The 24,513-nt window shown below is 51.5% G+C and carries 22 protein-coding genes; 15 read left to right on the top strand and 7 right to left on the bottom strand.

From position 1 onward, the window contains the following. Nucleotides 1-153 precede the first annotated feature (153 nt). The gene (moeA, locus tag D9734_RS02620) at nt 154-1,389 is read left to right on the top strand and encodes a molybdopterin molybdotransferase MoeA (RefSeq protein WP_130205163.1); all 1,236 of its coding nucleotides are present in this window, start codon (nt 154-156) and stop codon (nt 1,387-1,389) included. Beyond that, on the top strand, nt 1,389-2,138 hold the full coding sequence (gene moeB / locus D9734_RS02615) for a molybdopterin-synthase adenylyltransferase MoeB (RefSeq protein WP_130205161.1): 750 nt from the start codon (nt 1,389-1,391) through the stop codon (nt 2,136-2,138). The genes moeA and moeB overlap by 1 nt, the downstream gene beginning before the upstream one ends. Before the next feature lie 188 nt (nt 2,139-2,326). Here the strand turns inward: moeB and fsa are convergent, their stop codons facing one another. Beyond that, nucleotides 2,327-2,989 carry a fructose-6-phosphate aldolase gene (fsa, locus tag D9734_RS02610; protein ID WP_130205159.1) on the bottom strand — a complete coding sequence of 221 codons (663 nt, stop codon included), beginning with the start codon at nt 2,987-2,989 and terminating at the stop codon, nt 2,327-2,329. Between the two features lie 129 nt (nt 2,990-3,118). On the opposite strand from fsa, the gene D9734_RS02605 reads away from it, so the two are divergent. The 4 genes from D9734_RS02605 to D9734_RS02590 all read left to right on the top strand — a co-directional run bounded on the left by D9734_RS02605 (nt 3,119) and on the right by D9734_RS02590 (nt 8,828). Further along, the gene (locus D9734_RS02605) at nt 3,119-4,018 is read left to right on the top strand and encodes a glycyl-radical enzyme activating protein (protein ID WP_130205157.1); all 900 of its coding nucleotides are present in this window, start codon (nt 3,119-3,121) and stop codon (nt 4,016-4,018) included. A gap of 5 nt (nt 4,019-4,023) precedes the next feature. Next, on the top strand, nt 4,024-6,456 hold the full coding sequence (locus D9734_RS02600; RefSeq protein WP_130205155.1) for a glycyl radical protein: 2,433 nt from the start codon (nt 4,024-4,026) through the stop codon (nt 6,454-6,456). A 145-nt stretch (nt 6,457-6,601) separates the two neighbouring features. Beyond that, entirely contained in the window at nt 6,602-7,417 is an 816-nt protein-coding gene (gene ybiV / locus D9734_RS02595) for a sugar-phosphatase YbiV (protein WP_130205153.1), read from the top strand. A gap of 151 nt (nt 7,418-7,568) precedes the next feature. Continuing rightward, nucleotides 7,569-8,828 carry a DUF1479 domain-containing protein gene (locus D9734_RS02590; RefSeq protein WP_130205151.1) on the top strand — a complete coding sequence of 420 codons (1,260 nt, stop codon included), beginning with the start codon at nt 7,569-7,571 and terminating at the stop codon, nt 8,826-8,828. A gap of 239 nt (nt 8,829-9,067) precedes the next feature. Here D9734_RS02590 and D9734_RS02585 read toward each other — a convergent pair whose 3' ends face one another. Then, on the bottom strand, nt 9,068-10,660 hold the full coding sequence (locus D9734_RS02585; protein WP_130205149.1) for an ABC-F family ATPase: 1,593 nt from the start codon (nt 10,658-10,660) through the stop codon (nt 9,068-9,070). Nucleotides 10,661-10,878: 218 nt separating this feature from the next. On the opposite strand from D9734_RS02585, the gene ldtB reads away from it, so the two are divergent. Then, a complete protein-coding gene (gene ldtB, locus D9734_RS02580; protein ID WP_001056384.1) occupies nt 10,879-11,799 on the top strand; it encodes a L,D-transpeptidase in 921 nt (306 codons plus the stop codon). A gap of 214 nt (nt 11,800-12,013) precedes the next feature. Here the strand turns inward: ldtB and D9734_RS02575 are convergent, their stop codons facing one another. Beyond that, nucleotides 12,014-13,132 carry an anion transporter gene (locus D9734_RS02575; protein WP_130205147.1) on the bottom strand — a complete coding sequence of 373 codons (1,119 nt, stop codon included), beginning with the start codon at nt 13,130-13,132 and terminating at the stop codon, nt 12,014-12,016. Beyond that, entirely contained in the window at nt 13,129-13,596 is a 468-nt protein-coding gene (gene mntR / locus D9734_RS02570; RefSeq protein ID WP_130205145.1) for a manganese-binding transcriptional regulator MntR, read from the bottom strand. Before mntR ends, D9734_RS02575 begins: the two co-directional genes overlap by 4 nt. Before the next feature lie 185 nt (nt 13,597-13,781). Here mntR and mntS point away from each other — a divergent pair, with 185 nt between their 5' ends. Further along, entirely contained in the window at nt 13,782-13,910 is a 129-nt protein-coding gene (gene mntS / locus D9734_RS02565; protein WP_001001761.1) for a manganase accumulation protein MntS, read from the top strand. 268 nt (nt 13,911-14,178) lie between these two features. Further along, a complete protein-coding gene (opgE, locus tag D9734_RS02560) occupies nt 14,179-15,762 on the top strand; it encodes a phosphoethanolamine transferase (protein WP_130205143.1) in 1,584 nt (527 codons plus the stop codon). Nucleotides 15,763-15,811: 49 nt separating this feature from the next. Here the strand turns inward: opgE and ompX are convergent, their stop codons facing one another. Further along, a complete protein-coding gene (gene ompX / locus D9734_RS02555) occupies nt 15,812-16,327 on the bottom strand; it encodes an outer membrane protein OmpX (protein ID WP_105289445.1) in 516 nt (171 codons plus the stop codon). A 52-nt stretch (nt 16,328-16,379) separates the two neighbouring features. Then, a complete protein-coding gene (locus tag D9734_RS02550; protein WP_120795379.1) occupies nt 16,380-16,445 on the bottom strand; it encodes a protein YliM in 66 nt (21 codons plus the stop codon). Between the two features lie 233 nt (nt 16,446-16,678). On the opposite strand from D9734_RS02550, the gene rhtA reads away from it, so the two are divergent. The 6 genes from rhtA (at nt 16,679) to ybiO (ending at nt 23,490) form a co-directional block, all read left to right on the top strand. Further along, nucleotides 16,679-17,566, top strand: a complete 888-nt coding sequence (rhtA, locus tag D9734_RS02545; RefSeq protein WP_130205141.1) for a threonine/homoserine exporter RhtA — start codon at nt 16,679-16,681, stop codon at nt 17,564-17,566. Nucleotides 17,567-17,864: 298 nt separating this feature from the next. Beyond that, complete coding sequence (gene dps, locus D9734_RS02540) at nt 17,865-18,368, top strand: DNA starvation/stationary phase protection protein Dps (RefSeq protein ID WP_064530112.1); 504 nt, start codon at nt 17,865-17,867, stop codon at nt 18,366-18,368. 403 nt (nt 18,369-18,771) lie between these two features. Beyond that, nucleotides 18,772-19,518 (top strand): glutamine ABC transporter substrate-binding protein GlnH, encoded by a 747-nt coding sequence (gene glnH / locus D9734_RS02530; RefSeq protein WP_130205139.1) that lies wholly within the window; start codon nt 18,772-18,774, stop codon nt 19,516-19,518. 107 nt (nt 19,519-19,625) lie between these two features. Further along, nucleotides 19,626-20,285, top strand: a complete 660-nt coding sequence (gene glnP / locus D9734_RS02525) for a glutamine ABC transporter permease GlnP (RefSeq protein ID WP_061090926.1) — start codon at nt 19,626-19,628, stop codon at nt 20,283-20,285. Beyond that, nucleotides 20,282-21,004 carry a glutamine ABC transporter ATP-binding protein GlnQ gene (glnQ, locus tag D9734_RS02520; protein ID WP_032302757.1) on the top strand — a complete coding sequence of 241 codons (723 nt, stop codon included), beginning with the start codon at nt 20,282-20,284 and terminating at the stop codon, nt 21,002-21,004. Before glnP ends, glnQ begins: the two co-directional genes overlap by 4 nt. 260 nt (nt 21,005-21,264) lie before the next feature. Then, complete coding sequence (gene ybiO / locus D9734_RS02515) at nt 21,265-23,490, top strand: mechanosensitive channel protein (RefSeq protein ID WP_130205138.1); 2,226 nt, start codon at nt 21,265-21,267, stop codon at nt 23,488-23,490. Here ybiO and rlmF read toward each other — a convergent pair. Then, complete coding sequence (gene rlmF / locus D9734_RS02510) at nt 23,487-24,413, bottom strand: 23S rRNA (adenine(1618)-N(6))-methyltransferase RlmF (protein ID WP_069913319.1); 927 nt, start codon at nt 24,411-24,413, stop codon at nt 23,487-23,489. The genes ybiO and rlmF overlap by 4 nt on opposite strands. Between the last annotated feature and the right edge of the window lie 100 nt (nt 24,414-24,513).

The raw sequence follows: 24,513 nt of genomic DNA, 5'->3' as shown, positions 1-24,513 counted from the left end.
TTTTTATGAATTACTCATTCAATTTTTGAATATAGAAAGATGTATATGGCATGTAAAGGAGAGCGTCTGCTCTACGACCGAGGTGGCATACAGTCTGTGGCGTTTTTCTGACATAATAGGCAAATTCGATTTTGCCTCCGCAGGAGTGTTTTCATGGAATTTACCACCGGATTGATGTCGCTCGACACCGCGCTTAATGAGATGCTTTCTCGCGTTACCCCACTGACCGCCCAGGAAACGCTGCCACTGGTACAGTGTTTTGGCCGTATTCTGGCGAGCGATGTGGTTTCGCCGCTGGATGTCCCAGGGTTTGATAACTCCGCAATGGACGGTTACGCGGTACGTTTGGCCGATATCACCTCCGGACAACCGCTGCCCGTTGCCGGGAAGTCGTTTGCCGGTCAGCCTTATCATGGCGAGTGGCCCGCTGGCACCTGCATCCGCATTATGACTGGCGCACCAGTACCGGAAGGCTGCGAAGCAGTGGTCATGCAGGAACAGACTGAACTAACGGACAATGGCGTACGTTTTACCGCTGAAGTGCATAGCGGGCAAAATATTCGCCGTCGCGGTGAAGATATCTCTGCGGGCGCGGTTGTTTTTCCGGCAGGTACTCGCCTGACTACCGCTGAACTGCCAGTGATTGCTTCGCTAGGGATTGCCGAAGCTCCGGTGATTCGTAAAGTGCGAGTGGCGCTATTTTCCACGGGTGATGAGTTGCAGTTACCCGGTCAGCCTCTGGGCGATGGGCAAATTTACGATACCAACCGCCTCGCGGTGCATTTGATGTTAGAACAGCTGGGTTGTGAAGTAATCAACTTAGGGATTATTCGCGACGATCCACATGCCCTGCGCGCCGCGTTTATTGAAGCCGACAGCCAGGCGGATGTGGTGATCAGTTCCGGTGGTGTTTCGGTTGGTGAGGCGGATTACACCAAAACCATTCTCGAAGAACTGGGCGAAATTGCTTTCTGGAAACTGGCGATTAAACCGGGTAAACCGTTCGCGTTTGGTAAACTCGCGAATAGCTGGTTCTGCGGCCTGCCGGGCAATCCGGTTTCTGCGACGCTGACCTTCTATCAATTAGTACAACCTTTGCTGGCCAAATTAAGCGGCAATACCGCCAGTGGCCTACCCGCGCGCCAGCGCGTACGCACGGCATCTCGTCTGAAGAAATCCCCTGGACGTCTTGATTTCCAGCGCGGCGTGCTGCAACGCAACGCCGACGGCGAACTGGAAGTCACGACCACCGGGCATCAGGGTTCACATATATTTAGCTCCTTTAGCCTCGGCAACTGCTTTATCGTGCTGGAGCGCGATCGCGGCAATGTTGAAGCGGGCGAATGGGTGGAAGTCGAGCCATTTAATGCGTTGTTCGGAGGCCTGTAATGGCGGAACTCAGCGATCAGGAGATGCTGCGCTACAATCGGCAAATCATCCTGCGTGGTTTTGATTTTGACGGTCAGGAAGCATTGAAAGATTCCCGCGTGCTGGTCGTTGGCCTGGGCGGCCTCGGCTGCGCAGCCTCGCAGTATCTGGCAAGCGCCGGTGTCGGCAACCTGACGCTGCTCGACTTCGACACGGTTTCGCTCTCAAATTTACAGCGCCAGACGCTGCACAGTGATGCCACGGTCGGGCAACCGAAGGTAGAATCAGCCCGTGACGCACTGGCGCGGATCAATCCACATATCGCGATTACGCCGATAAACGCGTTGCTTGATGACGCTGAACTGGCTGCGTTGATTGCTGAACACAATCTGGTGCTCGACTGTACGGATAACGTTGCGGTACGTAATCAACTGAACGCGGGCTGTTTTGCCGCGAAGGTGCCGCTGGTTTCCGGCGCGGCTATTCGCATGGAAGGGCAAATCACGGTCTTTACTTATCAGGACGGTGAGCCGTGCTATCGCTGCCTTAGCCGTTTGTTTGGCGAGAACGCGTTAACCTGCGTGGAAGCGGGCGTAATGGCACCGTTGATTGGGGTGATTGGTTCGTTGCAGGCAATGGAAGCGATCAAACTGCTGGCAGGTTATGGCAAACCTGCCAGCGGGAAAATCGTGATGTACGATGCGATGACTTGTCAGTTTCGCGAAATGAAACTGATGCGTAATCCGGGGTGTGAGGTGTGCGGGCATTAATTGCCAGCTCCGGGCCTGATAAGATGCGGCAAGCGGCGCATCAGGCATTTGATCCAGACGCCAGATGCGGCGTGAACGCCTTATCTGGCCTACGGTTCGGGCGCAGATTTCCAGGTCTGATAAGACGCGGCAGGAATCAGTGCACTCCGCCACGTCAACAGCAATTTATGAGGATGACAAGCGCCCTGTTAAATCGACGTTCTGCCAAACGCCCCCTGCCAGTCCTGCTCAAACTTCGCCACAGCGGCATCAACTGCCGGATAGCTAATCATCTGTTGCGCGACATCCAGCGGCAGTGTGATTGATTCGCATCCTGCCAATAAGCAGTCCAGCGCCTGACGCGGGGTTTTGAAACTGGCTGCCAGCACTTTCGCCTGTGGCGCGTGCATTTTCAGTAACTGGTGTAAGTCGGTCACCGTCTGAATACCACTCCCGCCCTGGGCATCAATTCGGTTGACGTAAGGCGCAACATACTCTGCCCCCGCCAGCGCCGACAGCAGCCCTTGCGCCGCGCCATACACCGCCGTACCCAACGTCGGAATACCTTCCGCTTTTAATAGCTTAATCGCTGCCAGCCCCTCGGCAGTCACAGGTACTTTAACCACGATATCCGCAATAATAGAACGCAGTTTACGCGCATCGTTCACCATACCTTCAGCAGTAGTAGACATGACCTGCGCAAACAAACGCCCCTGTCCGCCCATCGCCTCATGTAACTCAGGAAGTAAAACTTCCAGAGGCTTCTTACCTGCCGCCACAATACTTGGATTAGTGGTCACACCCACCAACGGAAAAACACGAGCCAGCGTCTTCACTGCAGCGACGTCTGAAGTATCCAGATACAGTTCCATAGTCATCCTCTAAATCTACTTTTGTATGAAATCAGACTATCACGAAAAAACTCTCTGAACAGTTGATGCACATCAATCTAACTTTCATTCGAAAGTATTTTAATGTTTGAACGAAAAAGAGGGGCATCTATGATTTTCAACATTCAGCGCTATTCGACCCACGACGGTCCCGGTATCCGCACGGTAGTTTTCCTTAAGGGGTGCTCGCTGGGCTGCCGCTGGTGTCAGAACCCGGAAAGCCGCGCCCGCACGCAAGATCTGCTGTATGACGCACGACTGTGTCTGGAAGGCTGCGAACTATGCTCAAAAACCGCTCCGGAAGTGATTGAGCGCGCGCTGAATGGTTTACTCATTCACAGGGAAAAGTTAACGCCTGAACATCTGACGGCGCTGACCGACTGCTGTCCGACTCAGGCATTAACCGTGTGCGGTGAAGCGAAAAGCGTTGAGGAGATCATGGCGACCGTTCTGCGCGATAAACCATTTTACGATCGCAGCGGCGGCGGCTTAACGCTTTCCGGTGGTGAGCCGTTTATGCAGCCGGAAATGGCGACGGCGCTGCTGCAAGCCAGCCACGAGGCCGGTATTCATACTGCGGTAGAAACCTGTCTGCATGTGCCGTGGAAATATATCGCCCCTTCTCTGCCCTATATCGATCTGTTTCTTGCCGATTTAAAACACGTTGCCGACGCGCCGTTTAAACAGTGGACTGACGGCAGCGCCGCCAGAGTGCTGGATAATCTGAAAAAACTCGCCGCAGCGGGCAAAAAAATCATTATTCGCGTGCCGCTGATTCAGGGCTTTAATGCCGATGAAGCCAGTGTGAAAGCCATTACTGATTTTGCCGCCAGTGAACTGCACGTTAACGAAATCCATTTCTTGCCCTACCACACGCTGGGCATCAACAAATATCACTTACTTAATCTGCCCTATGACGCCCCGGAAAAACCGCTTGATGCGCCAGAACTGCTCGACTTTGCCCAGCAGTATGCCTGCCAGAAAGGGTTAACCGCGACCTTACGAGGATAACAACCATGACCACACTGAAACTGGACACGCTCAGCGACCGCATTAAAGCGCACAAAAATGCGCTGGTGCATATTGTGAAACCGCCGGTCTGTACCGAGCGCGCACAGCACTATACTGAGATGTATCAACAACATCTCGACAAGCCAATCCCGGTACGTCGCGCGCTGGCGCTGGCGCACCACCTGGCTAATCGCACCATCTGGATCAAACACGATGAGTTAATCATCGGCAACCAGGCCAGTGAAGTCCGCGCCGCGCCGATCTTCCCGGAATATACCGTCTCCTGGATCGAAAAAGAGATTGATGATCTGGCGGATCGTCCGGGTGCTGGTTTTGCGGTCAGCGAAGAGAACAAACGTGTTCTGCATGAAGTGTGCCCTTGGTGGCGCGGTCAGACGGTACAGGATCGCTGCTACGGCATGTTTACCGATGAGCAAAAAGGCCTGCTGGCGACTGGCATCATTAAAGCGGAGGGCAATATGACCTCCGGCGATGCGCACCTGGCGGTCAATTTCCCGCTGCTGTTGGAAAAAGGGCTTGATGGTCTGCGTGAGAAAGTGGCAGAGCGCCGCTCACGTATCAACCTGACTGTGCTGGAAGATTTGCACGGCGAGCAGTTCCTGAAAGCGATTGATATCGTACTGGTGGCAGTCAGTGAACACATTGAACGTTTCGCTGCTCTGGCGCGAGAAATGGCCGCCACCGAATCCCGCGAAAGTCGTCGCGATGAACTGCTGGCGATGGCAGAAAACTGCGACATCATCGCCCACCAGCCGCCGCAAACTTTCTGGCAGGCGCTGCAACTGTGCTACTTCATCCAGTTGATTTTGCAGATTGAATCTAACGGTCACTCGGTGTCGTTTGGTCGTATGGATCAGTATCTCTATCCGTACTATCGCCGCGACGTTGAACTCAACCAGACGCTGGATCGCGAACACGCTATCGAGATGCTGCATAGCTGCTGGCTGAAACTGCTGGAAGTGAACAAGATCCGCTCCGGCTCGCACTCAAAAGCCTCTGCGGGAAGTCCGCTGTATCAGAACGTCACCATTGGCGGGCAAAATCTGGTTGATGGTCAGCCGATGGACGCGGTGAATCCACTCTCTTACGCACTCCTCGAATCTTGCGGTCGCCTGCGTTCAACTCAGCCTAACCTCAGCGTGCGTTACCATGCGGGAATGAGCAACGATTTCCTCGATGCCTGTGTGCAGGTGATCCGCTGCGGCTTCGGGATGCCTGCGTTCAACAACGACGAAATCGTGATTCTGGAATTTATTAAACTCGGTATTGAACCGCAGGACGCTTACGACTACGCAGCGATTGGTTGTATCGAAACCGCCGTCGGCGGTAAATGGGGCTATCGCTGCACCGGCATGAGCTTTATCAACTTCGCTCGCGTGATGCTGGCGGCGCTGGAAGGTGGTCGTGATGCCACCAGCGGCAAAGTGTTCCTGCCACAAGAAAAAGCGTTGTCAGCGGGTAACTTCAACAACTTCGATGAAGTCATGGACGCGTGGGATACGCAAATCCGTTACTACACCCGCAAATCAATCGAAATCGAATATGTCGTCGACACCATGCTGGAAGAGAACGTGCACGATATTCTCTGTTCGGCGCTGGTGGATGACTGTATTGAGCGAGCGAAAAGTATCAAGCAAGGCGGCGCGAAATATGACTGGGTTTCTGGCCTGCAGGTCGGCATTGCCAACCTCGGCAACAGCCTGGCGGCAGTGAAGAAACTGGTATTTGAACAGGGCGCGATTGGTCAGCAACAACTGGCTGCCGCACTGGCGGAAGACTTCGACGGTCTGACTCACGAGCAGTTGCGTCAGCGTCTGATTAACGGCGCGCCGAAGTACGGCAACGACGATGATAGCGTCGATACGCTGCTGGCTCGTGCTTATCAGACCTATATCGACGAACTGAAACAGTATCATAACCCACGCTACGGTCGTGGCCCGATCGGCGGCAATTATTACGCAGGTACATCATCTATTTCCGCCAACGTACCATTCGGCGCGCAGACTATGGCAACGCCGGACGGACGTAAAGCGCATACCCCGCTGGCAGAAGGCGCAAGCCCGGCCTCCGGCACCGACCATCTCGGCCCAACGGCGGTCATCGGCTCAGTGGGTAAACTGCCTACCGCAGCGATTCTCGGCGGTGTGTTGCTCAACCAGAAACTGAACCCGGCGACGCTGGAGAACGAATCTGACAAGCAGAAACTGATGATCCTGCTGCGCACCTTCTTCGAAGTGCATAAAGGCTGGCACATTCAGTACAACATCGTTTCCCGCGAAACATTGCTGGAAGCGAAAAAACATCCGGATCAATACCGCGATCTGGTGGTGCGCGTAGCAGGTTATTCCGCCTTCTTCACTGCGCTCTCTCCAGACGCGCAGGACGATATCATCGCCCGTACCGAACATATGCTGTAACTCTTCCGCCCGGCGGCCACCGTCGCCGGGCTATATCATTCACAGTATCAATTTCTCGCTCAATTACATTCGAAATAAATTTGTGCCCTGCGTCACATTGTTATTACACTGTGGCGGTTTGCATTCATTGCCAGGAGCACTTCTTATGAGCGTAAAAGTTATCGTCACAGACATGGACGGTACTTTTCTAAACGACGCCAAAACGTACAATCATGAGCGTTTTATGGCGCAATATCAGGAACTGAAAAATCGCGATATTGAGTTCGTTGTCGCCAGCGGTAACCAATATTACCAGCTCATTTCCTTCTTCCCTGAGCTAAAAGATGAAATCTCTTTTGTTGCAGAAAACGGCGCTCTGGTTTACGAACACGGCAAGCAGCTTTTTCACGGCGAACTGACCCGACATGAATCGCGGATTGTTATTGGCGAGTTATTGAAAGATAAACAACTGAATTTTGTCGCCTGTGGTCTGCAAAGTGCATACATCAGTGAAAATGCCCCGGAATCATTCGTTGCATTGATGGCAAAACACTACCATCGCCTGAAACCTGTAAAGGATTACCAGGACATTGACGACGTACTGTTCAAGTTTTCTCTGAACCTGCCGGATGAACAGATCCCACAGGTGATAGACAAACTGCACATTGCACTCGACGGCATTATGAAACCGGTGACCAGTGGTTTTGGGTTTATTGACCTGATTATACCTGGCCTGCATAAAGCGAACGGTATTTCGCGGTTACTGAAACGCTGGGATCTGTCGCCGCAAAATGTGGTAGCGATTGGCGACAGCGGTAACGATGCGGAGATGCTGAAAATGGCGCGTTATTCCTTTGCGATGGGCAATGCTGCGGAAAATATTAAACAAATCGCTCATTACGCTACCGATGACAATAATCATGAAGGCGCGCTGAATGTGATTCAGGCAGTGCTGGATAACATCGCTCCTTTCAATCGTTGATCTTCCCCCGGGCCGGAGTGACCACTTCGGCCTCTCGCCTTTTTGCTCGCTTTGTGCGGTGACTCAAGATCTTTATCTTGCGTTAACTTATTTTTAACTTAAAGTATCAATCGTAATCATTTTACTTTCGAACGAAAGATGAGAGGTTGATATGACTTTTTCCTGTGAGACGCTGCCCACAGATGCGAAAGCGGCTATCCGAGAAATGAAAGCTGCGCTGCGGGAACAGCTCGGTGATGTACAACAGGTTTTCGATACACTCTCTGCAAAAATCGAAACGCGTGTTGCTGAAATCGATGCCCTAAAAGCGCAAGGGCTGCCGGTTTGGCCGGAAGTTTCTTATAGCGATATTGCCGCAGGGACAGTAAGCGATGTCACTCGCAATGAAATTAAACGTCGCGGCTGTGCAGTAATAAAAGGTCATTTCCCTCGCGAGCAGGCGCTGGCGTGGGATCGTGCCATGCTCGATTATCTCGATATCAATCATTTTGATGATGTTTATAAAGGCCCTGGCGACAGTTTTTTCGGCTCACTGGAGGCTTCTCGTCCCGAAATCTATCCCATTTACTGGTCACAAGCACAGATGCAGGCGCGGCAGAGCGAAAATATGGCTGCTGTGCAATCTTTCCTGAACCGCCTGTGGAAGCCTGAAAGCAACGGCAAGCAGTGGTTTGATCCTGATATCAGTGTGATTTACCCGGACAGGATCCGTCGCCGTCCTCCAGGTACTACATCTAAAGGTCTGGGCGCGCATACCGATTCTGGTGCGCTGGAACGGTGGTTATTGCCCGCTTATCAGCGCGTTTTTGCCAATGTGTTCAATGGTAATTTCGATGATTACGATCCCTGGGATGCTGCACACCGGACCGATGTCGAAGAGTACACGGTGGATAACACGACCAAATGTTCAGTGTTCCGCACGTTTCAAGGCTGGACTGCGCTCTCTGATATGATATCGGGTCAGGGATTGTTGCATGTGGTGCCTATCCCGGAAGCGATGGCGTATGTTTTATTGCGCCCGCTGCTGGATGACGTACCGAACGATGAACTGTGCGGGGTTGCACCTGGCAAAGTTCTTCCCATTTCAGAGAAATGGCATCCACTATTGATTAAAGCGCTGACATCCATTCCCGCGATAACAGCAGGGGATTCCGTCTGGTGGCACTGCGATGTGATTCACTCCGTCGCGCCAGTAGACAATCAACAGGGTTGGGGCAACGTGATGTATATCCCTGCTGCGCCAATGTGCGAGAAAAATCGGGCTTATGCACACAAAGTCAAAATGGCGCTGGAAAAAGGCGCATCACCGGGCGACTTCCCGCGGGAAGATTATGAAGCAAACTGGGAAAGCCGCTTTACACTGGATGATCTGAACATTCACGGTAAGCGCGCACTGGGCATGGACGTGTAAGAGTTGATGGATTATTGGAAGTGAGGTTAAGGAAGTAGGTTCGATGTTGCTCAGATTGCTGACAAAGTGCGCTTTGTTCATGCCGGATGCGGCGTTACCGCCTTATCCGACCTAAAACGGCTTGCAGATTCAATACATTGCAGATCCTGCGTAGGCCTGATAAGCGTAGCGCATCAGGCAATCCTGCGTTTGTCCTCAGCCACCGTCACCCCGACTGTATCGGGGTGACGGGCAATAACTTACTCGATCCCTCTGCTACGCAGATAATCTTCGTAATTACCGCTAAAGTCGATCACGCGTTCCGGGGTGATTTCCAGAATGCGGGTCGCCAGTGAACTTACAAACTCACGGTCGTGAGAAACAAAGATCAGCGTACCCTGATACAGTTCCAGCGCCATGTTCAGTGACTCGATGGATTCCATATCCAGGTGGTTAGTCGGTTCGTCCATGATCAGAATGTTCGGCTTCTGCATCATTAACTTACCAAACAGCATCCGCCCTTTTTCCCCACCGGAAAGCACTTTCGCTGGCTTTTTGATGTCGTCCTGGCTGAACAGTAAACGACCGAGAATGCTGCGCACCGCTTGCTCATCATCGCCTTCCTGCTTCCACTGACTCATCCATTCGAACACGGTCAGATCATTTTCGAACTCATATTCGTGGTCCTGGGCATAGTAACCAATGCGCGCGTTCTCAGACCATTTTACAGTGCCGCTGTCCGGTTGCAGATCGCCCACCAGCGTTTTTAACAGAGTCGATTTACCGACGCCGTTGGTACCCAGTACCGCCAGTTTTTCACCGACTTCCAGCAGCAGGTTAAGATTTTTAAACAGCGGACCGTTATCAAACCCTTTGGTCAGACCTTCCACTTCCAGCGCGTTACGGAACAGTTTCTTATCCTGCTCAAAACGAATGAACGGGTTCTGACGACTGGAGGCTTTTACCTCTTCCAGTTTGATTTTATCAATCTGACGCGCGCGCGAAGTCGCCTGGCGAGATTTCGAGGCGTTGGCGCTAAAGCGGCTAACGAAGGATTGCAGCTCAGCAATCTGCGCTTTCTTCTTGGCATTATCAGCCAGCAGACGTTCACGCGCCTGGGTCGCGGCCGTCATGTACTCATCGTAGTTGCCCGGATAAACGCGCAGTTCGCCGTAGTCCAGATCTGCCATGTGGGTACAAACCATGTTGAGGAAGTGACGGTCGTGCGAAATGATGATCATGGTACTGTCACGCTCGTTCAGCACCTGCTCCAGCCAGCGAATGGTGTCGATGTCCAGGTTGTTGGTCGGTTCGTCGAGCAGGAGAATGTCCGGGTCAGCAAACAGCGCCTGCGCCAGCAGCACACGCAGCTTCCAGCCAGGAGCAACTTCACTCATCGGGCCGTAGTGTTGTTCCAGTGGAATACCGACGCCAAGCAACAATTCCCCCGCACGCGATTCTGCAGAGTAACCGTCCATTTCGCCGTATTTCACTTCCAGATCGGCCACTTTGTAACCATCTTCTTCGCTCATTTCCGGCAAAGCATAGATGCGGTCGCGCTCTTGCTTCACTTCCCACAACTCTTTATGCCCCATGATCACCGTATCCAGCACGGTGTACTCTTCAAAGGCAAATTGATCCTGGCGCAGCTTACCAATGCGCTCATTCGGATCGAGGGAAACGTTGCCCAGCGTCGGCTCAAGGTCGCCGCCGAGGATTTTCATAAAGGTGGATTTACCACTACCGTTCGCGCCAATCAGGCCGTAACGGTTGCCGCCGCCAAATTTGACGGAAATGTTTTCAAACAACGGCTTACTGCCGAACTGCATGGTGACGTTACTGGAAACTAACACAGGCGTATCCTGAAAAGAGATATGACAAACCGCGCATTATGCCATAAGTCTGAAAGAAGATCCCGTCCGTCGCTCAAGGTCTACACTCTTCCCAAAGGCAAAAAATGTGATTTAGTACACATCTGATTTCACTGTTAGCTGGAATGAACATATAATGCGCTTCCAATACTCTAATATTCTCAACCTAATGGCCTGCCAGGCACTAAATCTCGCTTAACATGAATATGAAATTGAAAACATTATTCGCAGCGGCCTTCGCTGTTGTCGGCTTTTGCAGTACCGCCTCTGCGGTAACTTATCCTCTGCCAACCGACGGGAGTCGCCTGGTTGGTCAGAATCAGGTGATCACTATCCCTGAAGGTAACACTCAGCCGCTGGAGTATTTTGCTGCCGAGTACCAGATGGGTCTTTCCAACATGATGGAAGCTAACCCTGGTGTGGATACCTTCCTGCCGAAAGGCGGCACCGTACTGAACATTCCACAGCAGTTGATCCTGCCAGATACCGTGCATGAAGGTATCGTCATTAACAGCGCAGAGATGCGTTTGTACTACTATCCGAAAGGGACCAACACCGTTATCGTGTTGCCGATCGGGATTGGTCAGTTAGGTAAAGACACACCTATCAACTGGACCACCAAAGTAGAGCGTAAGAAAGCAGGCCCGACCTGGACACCGACCGCCAAAATGCACGCAGAGTACCGCGCAGCGGGCGAACCGCTTCCGGCTGTCGTTCCGGCTGGCCCGGATAACCCGATGGGGCTGTATGCACTGTACATCGGTCGCCTGTACGCTATCCACGGCACCAACGCTAACTTCGGTATCGGTCTGCGCGTAAGCCACGGCTGTGTGCGTCTGCGTAACGAAGACATTAAATTCCTGTTCGAGAAAGTGCCAGTCGGTACTCGCGTGCAGTTTATTGATGAGCCGGTAAAAGCGACTACCGAGCCAGACGGCAGCCGTTATATTGAAGTCCATAACCCGCTGTCTACCACCGAAGCCCAGTTTGAAGGTCAGGAAATTGTACCAATTACTCTGACGAAGAGCGTGCAGACAGTGACTGGTCAGCCAGACGTTGATCAGGTTGTTCTGGATGAAGCGATTAAAAACCGTTCCGGGATGCCGGTTCGCCTGAATTAATCGTTAAAACTTAAGCAAAAGGCGGAGTGATAATCCGCCTGAGGCTGCTCATGGCAATACATAATTGCCTGATGCGCTACGCTTATCAGGCCTACGCAGAACCTGCAATATATTGAATCCGCAAGTTTTTGTAGGCCGCATCCGGCATGAACAAAGCGCGTATTACCAACACTCAGAGGCGGACTAATAATCCGCCTTTTTAATTTGTCAGACCTTACCCCGCCGGGATCATAACCAACAAAACATATCCCACCAGCGCCGCCCACAACAGCATCGGTATTGAATAGAGATGGAAACGCCACCAGATACGGCGATCGTTCGCCATCCGTAGCGCAATCAAATTTGCCAGCGATCCGGGTAATAAACCAAAGCCACCTACATTTACCGCCCATGCCAGTAGTAAAGACGGTGGCACATAATTGAGCAGCAAAATCGTGCCCGGCACGTTACTGATTACCTGCGATAAACCAATCGCCGTCAGCCATAATCCAGGTTCAGATAAATGACTCACGTTGCTCAACACGCCCTGTAATACCGGAAGTTGGGTCAGTAAATGGACGTCGATAAACATCGCCATAAACACCAGCAGCAACGTCCAGTCCACGCTCAGCACCACGCGACGCGCCAGAAGCGCAAAGCCCGCCGCCACAATCACCAACCCCCACAGCTCTTGTTTCAACTCCAGCGCCATAAGGAAGACGATATACAGCCCCAGACAACTCCACACCAGCCGAGGCTTCCACTCCGGCATCTGCGAACCAGTATGGTATTGCAGCGCCTTTCCAGGGAAACAACACCAACACAGCAGCAGTAGTGTCAGCATCATCGCACCAGCCAGCGGGGCCATTTGGGCAATAAAACCGACAAACGAAAGATCAGAACGTCCCCAGATTAGGATATTTTGCGGATTGCCAATCGGCGTCAGCAACGATCCGGCATTTACCGCCAACGCCTCGAAAATAATCAGCCGATTAACCGGGATCTCACACAGTCTTTTTAGCGTGATGGTCAGCGGAACAACAATAAACAGCGCGACGTCGTTGGTCAGAAACGTAGAAAGCAGCGCCGCTGCCAGCACCATAAACATCGCCAGTCGACGCTCAGTAGCAAAACGGCGCACCATTTTGCGCCCAAGCACATCAAAATAGCCGCTTAACTCGACGCCTTTGGTCAGCAGCATCAGGCCACTTAAGGTGATGATGGTGTGCCAGTCAATAGCGCCAGGCCAGGACTTAGGTGTGAAAGGAACGAAAAAACTTAATCCGATGCCAACGAGAATTAATAACTGAAAAAAGCGATCGCCTTGCAGCGAGCGTAAAAAAGGCAGGCTCATTTAGCACCGTGTTTCTGGGTAAACAGACGAAAGGCGTCCAGCGTCTCCTCACTGACATGGTGCTCCATGCCTTCCGCGTCGCGACGGGCGATTTCCGGGCTAATGCCCAACACCAACAAGAAATTTTCGACGACCTGATGACGCTCGCGACTTTCCTGCGCCAGCTTCTCTCCTTCTGCCGTTAAAAACACGCCACGCCAGGGGATCATTTCAATCAATCCCATTGTTGCCAGTCGCTTAAGCATTTTAGCCACCGTAGGTTGAGAGACTCCCAGACGGGCGGCCATATCAACCTGGCGCGCTTCTCCCACCTCCATCATCAGGTCAGAAATCAGCTCAACGTAATCGTCGATAAGTTCACGGCGATGTGCCTCTCTGACCTGGCGGAATCCTTCAACGTGCTCTTCCACGTTCACTAACTGCGTCACTTTTTTTGCTGTTGGCGTACCTGCGCGACGACTCATTGTGCTTCCTCATTATGGTGACACATACATAGCGTTCTCATTTCGTGCGCACATTGTAAACCAGAGTTGCGAAGGTACAAAAAATTAACGTTTTAGCAATAGCTATATAATATAGCCTGTGCTATATCTGTATGTAATGCAATCATCCCTCATGGAACGACGGGATTAGCAAGTCAGGAGGTCTTATGAATGAGTTCAAGAGGTGTATGCGCGTGTTTAGTCACTCTCCCTTTAAAGTACGGTTAATGCTGCTCTCGATGTTGTGCGATATGGTCAACAACAAACCGCAGCAAGATAAACCTTCCGATAAATAGCGGCGTCGCGGTACGCCGCTTTACTCCTGCTTTATTGCAGGCATAGATTGTTCTGGATTGCCCCCCCACTTTTTATCGGATTTGCTATTCTCTTCGCAAAAGATTTGTTCCTCAGTAGTTGACCTGAACGGCAGCTCGCTCTATCTTCTTGCAGCCCTGCGTATATTGCGGCTCGCAGATGCGGACCCTTCCCCCTCTTCACGCACTCTTGCAGGTATTGACCCTTGACGCCAGGGTAAGCACATGGCGTTTGTTACGATAGTGGCATATGAACTTAACCCTTAAAGAATCGCTTGTTTCCCGTAGCCGGGTTTTTAGCCCGTGGACTGCGTTCTACTTTTTACAGTCGCTATTGATTAACCTTGGTTTAGGTTATCCCTTTAGTTTTCTCTATACCGCCGCTTTTACTGCCATTTTGCTTTTGTTATGGCGGATGTTGCCGCGCGTGCAAAAAACCTTAATAGGCGTCTGTTCGCTGGTGGCGGCCTGTTATTTCCCTTTTGCTCAGGCGTATGGTGCGCCTAACTTCAATACATTGCTGGCGCTGCATTCCACCAATATGGAAGAGTCGACCGAAATTCTTACGATCTTCCCGTGGTATAGCTATCTGGTCGGCTTATTTATTTTTGCGCTCGGCGTGATTGCGATCAGGCGGAAAAAAGAGAATGAAAAAGCACGCTGGAATAAATTCGACAGCCTGTGTCTGGTATTCAGTGTGGCGACATTTTTTGTCGCTCCGGTTCAAAATCTCGCCTGGGGCGGCGTATTTAAACTTAAAGACACCGGTTATCCGGTATTTCGTTTTGCCAGGGATGTCATCGTCAACAATAACGAGGTGATTGAAGAGCAGGAACGGATGGCGAAACTTTCCGGGATGAAAGATACCTGGACAGTCACCGCAGTTAAACCCAAATATCACACTTATGTGGTGGTCATTGGCGAAAGCGCACGCCGCGATGCCCTCGGTGCCTTTGGCGGTCACTGGAACAATACCCCGTTTACCAGCAGCGTTAACGGCCTGATTTTTTCTGATTATATTGCTGCCAGTGGCTCCACGCAGAAATCTCTCGGATTAACGCTTAACCGCGTAGTCGATGGCAAGCCACAGTTTCAGGATAACTTTGTGACCCTGGCCAACCGAGCAGGATTCCAGACCTGGTGGTTTTCTAATCAGGGGCAAATAGGCGAATACGATACAGCTATCGCCAGCATCGCTAAACGTGCAGATGAAGTGCAATTCCTGAAAAACGGTAATTTTGAAGCAGATAAGAACGCTAAAGACGAAGAGCTACTGACAATGACCGCTCAGGTATTGGCGGAAGAACACTCGCAGCCGCAACTGATTGTTTTGCATCTGATGGGCTCACATCCTCAGGCCTGTGACCGGACACAAGGCAAATACGAAACCTTTGTACAATCGAAAGAAACATCGTGCTATCTCTACACCATGACGCAAACTGACGATTTACTGCGCAAACTGTACGACCAGTTACGCAACAGCGGCAGCAGTTTCTCCATGGTTTATTTTTCAGACCACGGTTTAGCCTTTAAAGAACGCGGAAAAGAAGTGCAATACCTGGCCCACGATGATAAATATCAGCAGAATTTCCAGGTGCCTTTTATGGTCATTTCCAGCGACGATAAAGCGCATCGGGTGATTAAAGCCCGCCGTTCAGCCAATGATTTCTTAGGTTTTTTCTCACAGTGGACGGGAATTAAAGCGCAGGAAATCAACATCAACTACCCGTTTATTTCCGAGAAGAAAGCCGGGCCAATCTACATCACCAACTTCCAGTTACAGAAGGTGGACTACAACCATCTCGGAACCGATATTTTCGACCCGAAATCCTAAGATAAAAAAATCCGCCCCGAGGGGCGGATTTTTTATATCACCGAAGTGATTAGAAGCGGTAACCAACACCGGCGATCCAGGTGCCTACGTCAACGCTACGAATACGGCTCTGCTCGTAAGAGAAGTCCAGAGCAACGTTTTCGATCGGGTTGAACTGCAGACCTGCGCCGTAGGAGAAACCGTAGTCGCTGGTGTCGTGTTTATAGGTCGGGTAGTTGGTGTCCTGGAATTTACCGTAGCCCACACCTACAACACCGTAGATGCTCGCCCAGTCGTTGATGCGGTATGCCGGACCAGCAGTGATGCCGTAGTACTGGGTTTTGTTGTAATCGCCTGCACTGTTAGTACGACTTTTTTCAGTGTAAGTGAAAGAACCGATCACACCCAGCGGGCTGTTGTCTTCTTCATAGCGGTATTTCAGGTTGAAACCGCCCATTTTGTTCATTTTGCCCTGAGCGTCGCTCTGAGCGTAACCGCCAGTTACGGTAGAAGTAGCAGCTACGGAAGTACCTGCGGTGAAAGCCAGAACTGCGGCCAGTGCTGAAAGACATGCAATTTTTTTCATAACCACCTCAAATGTGATTCAAATAAGTCCTAAGCTTTAAATATATCAAAAATTAATGGGAAACTCTTCGCGATTTGTGATGTCTAACGGGCCATTTCATGTAACAGAACGTTTCCACATGCCGCTATCCATCTAAATTTACATCATTTTTTCAGTAAACTGCGTAAGTATTACGCATATTTTCACTGTCGTTCATCCAGATTATTCCTAATCACCAAGCTGATGAATCAATCAATCCTGGCGCATTTTAGTCAAAACGGGGAAAAATTTTTCAACAAATGCTCAACCAGTTTTAGTTATATCCAGTACACTCCTCGCTTTACCTGACTATACAAATTTATGGGGGAACGGATGCCAGGGACATTACGTAAAATGCCGGTCTGGTTACCGATATTATTATTGCTCGTTGCCATGGCGTCTATTCAGGGCGGGGCCTCATTAGCAAAGTCGCTTTTTCCACTGGTCGGCGCGCCGGGCGTGACTGCACTGCGTCTGGCGCTGGGAACACTGATTCTTATCGCATTCTTTAAACCGTGGCGACTGCGGTTTGCCAAAGAACAGCGCTTGCCGCTGTTGTTTTACGGCATCTCACTGGGTGGAATGAACTATCTTTTTTATCTTGCTATTCAGACCGTACCACTTGGGATTGCGGTGGCGCTGGAGTTCACCGGACCACTGGCAGTGGCGCTGTTCTCTTCACGCCGCCCCGTAGACTTTGTTTGGGTTGTGCTGGTGGTACTCGGCCTGTGGTTCCTGCTGCCGCTGGGGCAGGATGTTTCGCATGTCGACCTAACCGGCTGTGCGCTGGCGCTCGGTGCCGGTGCTTGTTGGGCTATCTACATATTAAGTGGGCAACGCGCCGGTGCGGAACACGGCCCGGCGACGGTGGCAATCGGTTCGCTGATTGCGGCGCTTATTTTCGTGCCGATTGGCGCATTCCAGGCCGGAGAGGCGCTCTGGCACTGGTCGGTTGTTCCATTGGGTCTGGCTGTCGCTATCCTCTCTACCGCTCTGCCCTATTCGCTTGAGATGATTGCCCTCACCCGTCTGCCGACCCGGACATTTGGTACGCTAATGAGTATGGAACCTGCACTGGCTGCCGTTTCCGGAATGATTTTCCTCGGTGAGACATTGGCGCCAATACAACTGCTGGCCCTCGGCGCGATTATTGCCGCCTCAATGGGCTCAACGCTGACAGCGCGCAAAGAGACTAAAATTAAAGAATTAGATATTAATTAAAGCTAGCTTTCTGCATGGTTATGCATAACCATGCAGAATATTACACGACTCTTCATCCCTGCCCTTTTTATATATCTTGTTATCCTAAAACCTATTCTCTCTGAATAGCTCGCGTAAAAAAGAAAATAAGAATCGCCTCCAGCAATATACATAACTATGTGAATTTATATGGTTTTTATTTTTCACGCTTGTTACCGCTATTAGTGTGATAGGGACAGCCAGAATAGCGGAACACCAGGGTGGTGCTATACTTAGTCTCGTTAATTACTGGGACACAACATCAAGAGGATATGAAATTATGAGTACCGCTAAATTAGTTAAAGCAAAAGCGACAAATCTGCTTTATACCCGCAACGATGTCTCTGACAGCGAGAAGAAAGCGACAGTTGAGTTGCTGAATCGCCAGGTTATCCAGTTTATTGATCTCTCTTTGATTACCAAACAAGCGCACTGGAACATGCGCGGCGCTAACTTCATTGCCGTACATGAGATGCTGGATGGTTTCCGTACCGCACTGACCGATCACCTGGATACTATGGCAGAGCGCGCGGTGCAACTAGGCGGCGTTGCCCTTGGTACCACTCAAGTTATTAACAGCAAAACCCCGCTGAAAAGCTACCCGCTGGACATCCACAGCGTTCAAGATCACCTGAAAGAGCTGGCTGACCGTTACGCGATTGTTGCCAACGACGTGCGCAAAGCGATTGGCGAAGCGAAAGATGACGACACCGCAGATATCCTGACCGCCGCTTCCCGCGACCTGGATAAATTCTTGTGGTTTATCGAATCTAATATCGAATAAATCCATCGCAGATGGTGCAAAACTTAAGTAAGCGATAAAGGCGGCTTCCTGACAGGAGGCCGTTTTGCATTGCTGCCCGCCTCTACGCACTTTTTTAGTGCAACTCATCGTCTTTCCCGCCTGTCAAAGTAAAACATTTGTATCAACAACATCACACAATCGTTACATAAAGATTGTTTTTTCATCAGAATTTACGCTAAATAACCTATGTGTTGAGTGCACTATTTTTGCGCACCACTTTGGCGCCCCAATATGGTGCAGACCGGAGATGTTGCCCCATAAATTGTGCAACCCGTTTTAACTGCTCCTATAAAAATCAAAGAGTTGTAAAACTGGCACGATTTTTTCATATACGTAAATGTCACGCAGGGGATCGTCCCGTGGATAGAAAAAAGGAAATGCTATGAAGTCTGTATTAAAAGTTTCACTGGCTGCACTGACCCTGGCTTTTGCGGTTTCTTCTCATGCCGCGGATAAAAAACTGGTTGTGGCGACGGATACCGCCTTCGTTCCGTTTGAATTTAAACAGGGCGACAAATACGTTGGTTTTGATGTGGATCTGTGGGCTGCTATCGCCAAAGAACTGAAGCTGGATTACGAACTGAAACCAATGGATTTCAGCGGCATCATCCCAGCACTGCAAACCAAAAACATCGATCTGGCGCTGGCGGGCATTACCATTACCGACGAGCGTAAAAAAGCGATCGATTTCTCTGACGGCTACTACAAAAGCGGCCTGTTAGTGATGGTGAAAGCCAACAATAACGATGTGAAAAGCGTGAAAGATCTCGACGGTAAAGTGGTTGCTGTGAAAAGCGGCACCGGCTCCGTTGATTACGCAAAAGCGAACATCAAAACCAAAGATCTGCGTCAGTTCCCGAACATCGATAACGCCTATATGGAACTGGGTACCAACCGCGCAGACGCCGTCCTGCACGACACACCAAACATTCTGTACTTCATCAAAACCGCCGGGAACGGTCAGTTCAAAGCGGTAGGTGACTCTCTGGAAGCACAGCAATACGGTATTGCGTTCCCGAAAGGTAGCGACGAGCTGCGTGACAAAATCAACGGCGCGTTGAAAACCCTGCGCGAGAACGGCACATACAACGAAATCTACAAAAAATGGTTCGGTACTGAACCGAAATAATGATTGCCTTTAATTTATGGCCCGGTGGCCTTTTGCATACCGGGCCAGCGTTTCGCCCCGCCAGCCTTCTGGCTCGGGTATTTACACCACGGTAACAGGAACAACATATGCAGTTTGACTGGAGTGCCATCTGGCCTGCCATTCCGCTTCTGATTGAAGGCGCCAAAATGACCCTGTGGATTTCGGTCCTCGGTCTGGCTGGCGGCCTGGTTATCGGACTGGCGGCAGGTTTTGCACGCACCTTCGGTGGTTGGATAGCCAACCACGTCGCGCTGGTCTTTATTGAAGTGATCCGCGGCACACCTATCGTCGTCCAGGTGATGTTTATCTACTTCGCCCTGCCGATGGCGTTTAACGACTTACGCATCGACCCGTTTACTGCGGCGGTGGTCACCATCATGATCAACTCCGGCGCGTACATTGCGGAAATCACGCGTGGTGCGGTGCTGTCAATCCACAAAGGTTTTCGTGAAGCAGGACTGGCGCTCGGCCTTTCACGTTGGGAAACCATTCGCTACGTGATTTTACCGCTGGCACTGCGCCGCATGCTGCCGCCGCTGGGTAACCAGTGGATCATCAGCATTAAAGATACATCGCTGTTTATTGTTATCGGCGTGGCGGAACTGACCCGTCAGGGGCAAGAAATTATTGCCGGTAACTTCCGCGCCCTTGAAATCTGGAGCGCCGTGGCGGTGTTCTATCTGATTATTACCCTGGTGCTGAGCTTTATTCTGCGTCGTCTGGAAAGAAGGATGAAAATCCTGTGATTGAATTTAAAAACGTCTCCAAGCACTTTGGCCCAACCCAGGTGCTGCACAATATCGATTTGAATATTGCCCAAGGCGAAGTCGTGGTGATTATCGGGCCGTCCGGTTCCGGTAAATCGACCCTCCTGCGCTGCATCAACAAACTGGAAGAAATCACCTCCGGCGATCTGATTGTCGATGGCCTGAAGGTTAACGATCCGAAAGTTGACGAGCGCCTGATTCGCCAGGAAGCGGGTATGGTGTTCCAGCAGTTTTACCTTTTCCCGCATCTGACGGCGCTGGAAAACGTCATGTTTGGCCCGCTACGCGTGCGTGGCGCGAACAAAGAAGAGGCGGAAAAACTGGCACGTGAACTGCTGGCGAAAGTCGGTCTGGCAGAACGTGCACATCACTACCCTTCCGAACTTTCTGGTGGTCAGCAGCAGCGTGTGGCGATTGCCCGCGCGCTGGCGGTGAAACCGAAAATGATGTTGTTTGATGAACCGACTTCCGCTCTTGACCCGGAACTGCGCCATGAAGTGCTGAAGGTTATGCAGGATCTGGCTGAAGAAGGCATGACGATGGTGATCGTGACCCACGAAATCGGTTTTGCCGAGAAAGTAGCTTCGCGCCTGATCTTTATCGACAAAGGCCGGATTGCGGAAGATGGCGATCCGCAGGCGTTGATCAAAAATCCGCCGAGCCAGCGCTTGCAGGAATTTTTACAGCACGTCTCTTAATAAGACACATTGCCTGATGCGCTACGCTTATCAGACCTACAGGATATATGGCAACTTATTAAAATTGCATGAACTTGTAGGACGGATAAGGCGTTCACGCCGCATCCGGCAAAAAAGCCCGCACGTTGTCAGCAACCGGCTTAATATCCCTTCCTCCCTTTCACCCGAAAGGGAGGCACACCAGATTCCTCTCATTTAAAATCGCCCCTCCCCCAGCATCTATACTTATCTTTTTGCTCTGTTTTCTCACTGGAGGAGTCATGCGGTGGATCCTGTTCATCCTCTTCTGCCTACTGGGCGCACCTGCCCACGCGGTATCCATACCCGGCGTTACAACCACAACGACAACGGACTCAACGACTGAACCGGCCCCGGAACCGGATATCGAACAAAAAAAAGCGGCCTATGGCGCACTGGCGGATGTGCTGGATAATGACACCTCGCGTAAAGAGTTGATCGACCAGTTGCGCACCGTCGCCGCGACGCCCCCTGCGGAACCGGTCCCGAAGATCGTGCCGCCTACGCTGGTTGAAGAGCAAACCGTGCTGCAAAAGGTCACCGAAGTCAGCCGCCATTATGGTGAAGCCCTTTCCGCCCGCTTCGGGCAACTTTATCGCAATATCACCGGCTCCCCGCATAAGCCGTTTAATCCACAAACCTTCAGCAATGCGCTGACCCATTTTTCAATGTTAGCGGTTTTAGTGTTTGGTTTTTACTGGCTGATTCGCCTGTGCGCACTGCCGCTGTATCGCAAAATGGGCCAGTGGGCGCGGCAAAAAAATCGTGAGCGCAGTAACTGGTTGCAGCTTCCGGCAATGATTATCGGGGCGTTTATTATCGACCTGCTGTTACTGGCTCTGACATTATTTGTCGGTCAGGTTTTAAGCGACAACCTGAATGCGGGCAGTCGCACCATCGCTTTCCAACAAAGTTTGTTTCTCAACGCCTTTGCCCTGATTGAATTTTTCAAAGCCGTACTACGCCTGATTTTTTGCCCAAACGTGGCGGAGCTGCGCCCGTTCACGATTCAGGACGAGAGCGCCCGTTACTGGAGTCGCCGCCTTAGCTGGTTAAGCAGTTTGATAGGCTATGGCCTGATTGTGGCAGTGCCGATTATCTCTAATCAGGTGAATGTACAAATTGGCGCGCTGGCAAACGTGGCAATCATGCTGTGCATGACCATCTGGGCGCTGTACCTGATCTTTCGTAATAAAAAAGAGATTACCCAGCATTTGCTCAACTTTGCGGAGCATTCGCTGGCCTTTTTCAGCCTGTTTATCCGCGCCTTTGCGCTGGTCTGGCACTGGCTGGCAAGCGCCTATTTTATCGTGCTGTTTTTCTTTTCGTTGTTCGATCCGGGCAACAGCCTGAAATTTATGATGGGTGCAACGGTGCGCAGCCTGGCGATTATTGGTATCGCAGCGTCTGTTTCCGGTATGTTTTCCCGCTGGCTGGCGAAAACCATCACCCTCTCGCCACATACTCAGCGTAACTATCCGGAGCTGCAAAAACGGCTGAATGGCTGGCTTTCGGCGGCACTGAAAACGGCGCGTATTCTGACAGTCTGCGTGGCGGTAATGTTGCTGTTGAGCGCATGGGGATTGTTCGATTTCTGGAACTGGCTGCAAAACGGTGCGGGGCAAAAAACGGTAGATATCCTGATCCGTATCGCGCTCATTCTTTTCTTCTCAGCGGTTGGCTGGACGGTGCTCGCCAGTTTGATCGAAAACCGACTGGCCTCGGATATCCATGGTCGCCCGCTGCCCAGCGCCCGCACGCGTACCCTGCTGACGCTGTTTCGTAACGCGCTGGCAGTGATCATCAGTACCATCACCATCATGATTGTGTTGTCGGAAATCGGCGTCAACATTGCGCCGCTGCTGGCAGGTGCAGGGGCGTTGGGGCTGGCTATCTCTTTCGGTTCGCAAACGCTGGTGAAAGATATTATCACCGGGGTATTTATTCAGTTTGAAAACGGTATGAACACCGGAGATTTAGTGACCATCGGGCCGTTGACGGGTACGGTGGAACGAATGTCGATTCGATCCGTTGGCGTGCGCCAGGATACCGGGGCGTATCACATCATTCCGTGGTCTTCGATTACCACCTTTGCCAACTTTGTCCGTGGCATTGGTTCAGTGGTGGCAAATTACGATGTTGATCGCCATGAAGATACTGATAAAGCCAATCAGGCGCTGAAAGATGCGGTAACGGAACTGATGGAAAACGAAGAAATTCGCGGGCTGGTTATTGGTGAACCGAACTTTGCCGGGATTGTCGGCTTAAGCAATACCGCGTTTACACTGCGTGTGTCGTTCACCACGCTGCCACTCAAACAGTGGACGGTACGCTTTGCCCTCGACAGCCAGGTGAAAAAGCATTTCGACCTGGCGGGTGTTCGCGCGCCAGTGCAGACTTATCAGGTGCTGCCGGCTCCGGGCGCGGCCCCGGCAGAACCGCTGCCACCGGGGGAGCCAACGCTTTAACGCTGGCGATTGACAAAACGGCGACGCTGCTCGTCGTTCATAAAGGTCCAGGCAATAAAGCGACTCTGCTTTTGCCCCTGGGCCATCTCTTTTTTTACCACCTTCACCGCGCCCACGTCCGTCAGTGCACGATACAACGGCGGTAAGTTTTCACCACGAGATACCAGCGAGGTAAACCACATCACTTGCTTCGCGAAGCCTTTGCTCTCTTCAATCATCTTTTTGATAAAGGCGACTTCACCGCCTTCACACCACAGCTCTTGTTGCTGACCACCAAAGTTCAGCGCATCGTCTTTATTCAGCCCAAGGTTACGGCGTTTACGCTCACTACCTGCCCGTGCCGCAGCGGCGGAATCGTGGAATGGCGGGTTACACAAGGTCGCGTCGTATTGCTCGTTTTTGTGGATGATACCGTTAAAAATCGCCCCGCTCTCTTTCTGCCGACGCAGACGAATGGCGCGGTTAAGCCCCGGATTAGCACTGATGATCGCCTGCGCACTGCTTAACGCCTGGCTGCTGGTTTCGCTGCCGGTAAAACGCCAGCCATATTCATGTACGCCAATCAGCGGGTAAATACAGTTCGCACCAACGCCGATATCCAGAATGCTGGCATTAGCTGGAATTGTTCCGCTTGCTTCTGCCAGTAAATCGGCAAGGTGATGAATATAATCCGCCCGGCCCGGTACTGGCGGGCAGAGAAAACCGTCCGGAATGTCCCAGTTCGCTACGGCGTAAAAATGGGCCAGCAACGCCTTATTGAGCGCCTTCACCGCCAGCGGATTGGCAAAGTCTACGCTTTGCTCCCCGGCGGGTGTAAGCGTGAGGAATTGCTTGAGTTCAGGATTGACCTGACAAAGCGTGGCGAGATCGTAGCGGCTGTGATGACGGTTGCGCGGATGCAACCCCGGTTTCTGGGCGGACATAGCATTCTCCTTTAAGCAGCGGCGTAAGATACCCGCATAACGCGACAGGGTAAATATCTGGCTGCATTTATCATTCCCCAAAACCTTAACATGACTATGG

This window comes from Escherichia sp. E14S1 (assembly GCF_004211995.1).
In the GTDB taxonomy this organism is placed as follows: Bacteria; Pseudomonadota; Gammaproteobacteria; order Enterobacterales; family Enterobacteriaceae; genus Escherichia.
The sequence above is the reverse complement of the archived record's forward strand: the minus strand, read 5'-3'. Positions and strand labels throughout refer to the sequence as shown.